The organism is Collinsella aerofaciens (assembly GCF_039752955.1).
Classification (GTDB): domain Bacteria; phylum Actinomycetota; class Coriobacteriia; order Coriobacteriales; family Coriobacteriaceae; genus Collinsella; species Collinsella aerofaciens_BI.
This window is the reverse complement of the sequence record NZ_JBDMHB010000013.1, coordinates 42,677-46,689: the sequence shown is the minus strand read 5'-3', so window position 1 is coordinate 46,689 and position 4,013 is coordinate 42,677. Positions and strand designations below refer to the sequence as shown.

The following is a 4,013-nucleotide window of genomic DNA, read 5'->3' as shown; positions in this document are numbered from 1 at the left end:
AGCAGCCGCTCGAATATCACCTGCGAGTTGGTGACGCCCTTCCGCAGGAGGTCGTCCACCAGGCCGGTGTGGCCGGCGAGCACGCCCGGCGCGGCCCTCCTCCGCGGCCATCTCCCGGAGCGCCGCGTCTATAATCTCCTGTAGGTCATCGTGTCTCTCGTTCACCTCAATGGTCCTCCTAACGCCGGCGTGTTGGCACCACCAGCGTAGTGGCGGCGGGGAGGCAAGGTGGCCATTATTCGGTGACCGGGATTGGTCAAAATAGTTTGACTATTAGCGGCTAAAATCGCCCGGCGCTAACAGACGCCCCTCAAGCACGGTCCCATCAGGGAAAAGGGCATATATCGACAAAGCGCAATTCAGACCCTTCCAACTTTGTATATGCAGCACCCCAAGTAAAACGCGGCGACCCCTTAGTTACCGCAGGCCGGACACAGGGTTACTTTCCAAATCTTTCCGCAGGACGGAGGAGCCCCCGCCGCACGTAGTGCGCAGCGGAGGCTCCGACATGTCCGAGGACGATTTGGAGAGTAACCCTGTGTCCGGCCGGAGGGACCCAAACACGGCCATGCTTCTTATGTGCAGCAAAGCTAATGCTGCTAAAATACTAAGCGCTCATGTAGTTTAAACGCACGACGATAAGGAGCACCAGTGGGTAACCACTTCCGTACCTCCGGTGCGGGCGATGATGCCCCCAAGACGCAGGCAGGCGTCCAGGGCAGTCGTTTCGCCACTCCGGATTCAGAGGGCCAGCCTGTTGCTCAGGCCCCCGCTCAGCCGGCAGATCAGGCACAGCCGGCATCCGATCCCTTTGCCTACAATCCAACCAGCGATGTCGCGCTTTCCGGCACGGCGGGTTTTGAGCCCGTTCAGGCCGTGACCGCTCGCGTGGAGCAGCCTCAGGCTGGTGCCGCCACGCCGCAGCCTACCATGGCCGGCATTCCCGACCCCTTGGCCCCTGCGACGCCGGCTCCTCAGCCTGCGCAGTCCGGTCTCTTTGCCGCTATTCCCGACCCCACGCAGCCTGCTGCCCCGGTGGTCGAGAGCGATCAGGCAGCCGAGGTCGCAAGCCTCGATAACGCGCTCAACAACCCCGATTTTACGTCGGTGTTTGCGCCCATCGATCCGCAGGCCAGCCGCAAGAAGATGGCCAAGCAGGCCGGTGTCGAGCCCGTCATCCTTATGGAGCATGTCACCAAGATCTATCCGGCACAGCCCAACAAGCCTGCACTCGACGACATCAACATCGAGATCTATCCGGGCGAGTTTGTCTTTTTGGTCGGTCACTCCGGCTCGGGTAAGACCACGCTGCTGTCGACGCTCAACCGCGACGTCAAGCCGACGAGCGGCCGCATCCTGGTTGCCGGTCAGGACCTCATGAAGATCAAGAACCGCAAGGTTCCGTTCCTGCGCCGCCAGATTGGCGCCGTGTTCCAGGACTTTAAGCTTCTGCCGCAAAAGACCGCCTACGAAAACGTGGCGTTTGCCCTGCAGTGCATCGGCAAGCCCAAGGGCGTCATTCGCAGCCAGGTGCCCGAGGTGCTGCGTCTGGTCGGTCTGGCCGATCAGATGGACTCGCTGCCCGACCAGCTTTCCGGTGGCGAGCAGCAGCGCGTTGCCGTCGCCCGTGCTATGGTCAACCGTCCGCCGCTGCTGATCTGCGACGAGCCCACGGGCAACCTCGACCCGGCGATCTCGCTGGGCATCATGAAGCTGCTTGAGCGTATTAACCGCACCGGCACCACCGTGATCGTCGCCACGCACGACCGCGAGATGGTCGATAGCATGCACCGTCGCGTGATCGCCCTCGAGGGCGGCCACGTCATCCGCGACCAGGAGAGGGGAGGTTACGGCAACTATGGCACCAACTAACGTGGGCTACTCCTTCAAAGAGGCAATCAGCCACTTCTTCCGTAACTGGACTACCTCGCTCGGCGCCGTCATCACGATCTTCCTTTCGCTGTTTATCATCGGCCTGTTCATTATGGGCTCCGCGGTGCTGAACTCCGTGATCGGCACCGTCGAGGATCAGGTTGTCATCAACGCCTTCATTAGTGATGACGCCGATCAGGCTGATGTTCAGGCTTTTGAGGCCGAGCTTAAGACGTGGAGCAACGTCAAGTCCGTGACCTATAAGGACAAGGACGACGCGAAGGCCGAGTATTCGAGCAAGATGTCGGGCAACGCCGACGCCACCATGAGCGCGCTCGATGGCCAGAACCCGCTGCCGGCTTCCTTCGCTATTGAGATGGACGATCCGTCCAAGGTCGAGAGCACGGCAGAGAAGCTCAAGAAGGATGCCGATTTCCAGAAGATCGTGGATGACGGCGACGTCAACGCGAGCGTGCTGTACGGCCAGGAGGCAGTGAGCCGCCTGTTCCAGGTGACCAACTACATCCGCATCGCCGCCGTGGTGCTCGTTGGCCTTCTGACCTTTATCGCTTTCATCTTCATCAACAACACGATTCGCCTATCCATCACGGCACGTCGTCGTGAGATTGCGATTATGCGTCTGGTCGGCGCCAGCAACGGCTTCATTCGCGGCCCGTTTATCACCGAGGGCGTACTACAGGCCATTTTGGGCTCGTTGCTTTCCATCGGCGTTCTGGAGCTGCTGCGCAACCTGATGATTCCGCGTCTGCAGGAGAGCATCGGCTGGATGTCGTTTGCCCTGCCGATGCAGTACTACTTGGTGACCTATGCTGCGCTGATTCTGGTCGGCGTGATTATCGGTTTCTTTGGTTCTGCCATCGCCATGCGCCGCTACCTGCGCGTGTAGGCATGCCTGGAATTCATCCCTTCCAACGGGTCGTCTCTTATGGGGCGGCCCGTTTTTTGATCCCTAGGGGACGGCAGGAAAGCGAATCATTTGGGTAGACTCTTTGGAGTTCGCAATCGATAGTTAGGAGGCGCCATGGGGCGCAATAACAAGCATAAGCGTGGAGCTCGCAATAAGCGCGGGCCGGTGCGCAGCGAACGCCGTCCGAGCCTGACCGGGCGCGTGCAGCTCCATGAGCACAGTGCCTATGTCATAACCGAGAATGGCGACTACAAGGTCATGGGCCGCGGTAAGCGCGAGATCATGGATGGCGATACCGTTGCCGTGAGCATTAAGAACAGCCCGCACGGTGAGCGGCGCGCCGTGATCGAGGGCGTGGTTGAGCGTGCAGCCATAAGCGTGGTGGGCACGTACCAGACCGCCGGTCCGCTCGGTGTGATTGAGCCGCTCGATTCGCGTCTGAAGGCCGACTTCTTCATTCTGCCCGAGGATACCTCGGCGGATCGTCTGGGCGTCCACCCGGGTGATGCTGTTGTCGCGCACATTTTGACCTACCCGACGCGCCTGGAATCGGGCACCGTGACGATTGAACGCCGCATTGGCGGAGATGACGCGCCCGATTTGGGCGTTCAATATGTGATGGCGCGTTACGGCTATACCGATAGCTATCCCGAGGCCGCGCTGGACGAGGCCGAGGGGCTTTCGCTCGATGTGTCCGCGGCGCTTAAGGACCCGCTCCGCCGCGATCTGCGCGACCGCTTTGTCATCACGATCGACCCGGTCGACGCGCGCGACTTTGACGATGCCATTTCGCTGGAGCGTACGCCCGAGGGTGGCTACAAGCTGGGTGTGCATATCGCCGACGTTTCACACTATGTGGCTTGGGACGGGCATATCGATCTTGAGGCTCGCCATCGTACGACATCGGTGTATCTGGCCGATCGCGTGCTTCCCATGCTGCCCGAACGCCTGTCCTGTGACCTGTGCTCGCTTCGCCCTGACGAGGACCGTCTTGCGTTTACCGTCGATATCGAGCTCGATGCGCAGGGTCGCGTGCGGCATTACGATCCGTATCCCAGCGTGATTCGCTCGCGTGTGCGTATGGACTATGACGGCGCCGAGGCGCTGCTGGTGCGTGCCGGCGCGGTTGAGTATTCGGTGCTGGAGGGTGCAGCCGAGGATGTTGCGGCTGCCGAGACCTCGCGCGAGGAAGCGCTTGAGCGCGGTCTTGCGT

Annotated in this window: 3 protein-coding genes; all 3 read left to right on the top strand. The window is 61.0% G+C overall.

The window, feature by feature from the left end:
• Positions 1-651: 651 nt before the first annotated feature.
• The gene (ftsE, locus tag ABHR75_RS04720) at positions 652-1,872 is read left to right on the top strand and encodes a cell division ATP-binding protein FtsE (protein WP_022094244.1); all 1,221 of its coding nucleotides are present in this window, start codon (positions 652-654) and stop codon (positions 1,870-1,872) included.
• The gene (gene ftsX, locus ABHR75_RS04715) at positions 1,859-2,779 is read left to right on the top strand and encodes a permease-like cell division protein FtsX (protein ID WP_022094243.1); all 921 of its coding nucleotides are present in this window, start codon (positions 1,859-1,861) and stop codon (positions 2,777-2,779) included. The genes ftsE and ftsX overlap by 14 nt, the downstream gene beginning before the upstream one ends.
• Before the next feature lie 135 nt (positions 2,780-2,914).
• Positions 2,915-4,013: RNB domain-containing ribonuclease (locus ABHR75_RS04710; RefSeq protein ID WP_346963771.1), on the top strand; the 1,099-nt coding region annotated here is incomplete at its 3' end.

What these genes read in the sequence shown, in the direction of transcription:
- ftsX (WP_022094243.1), top strand. Translation starts at nt 1,859, where the DNA reads ATGGCACCAACTAACGTGGGCTACTCCTTCAAAGAGGCAATCAGCCAC.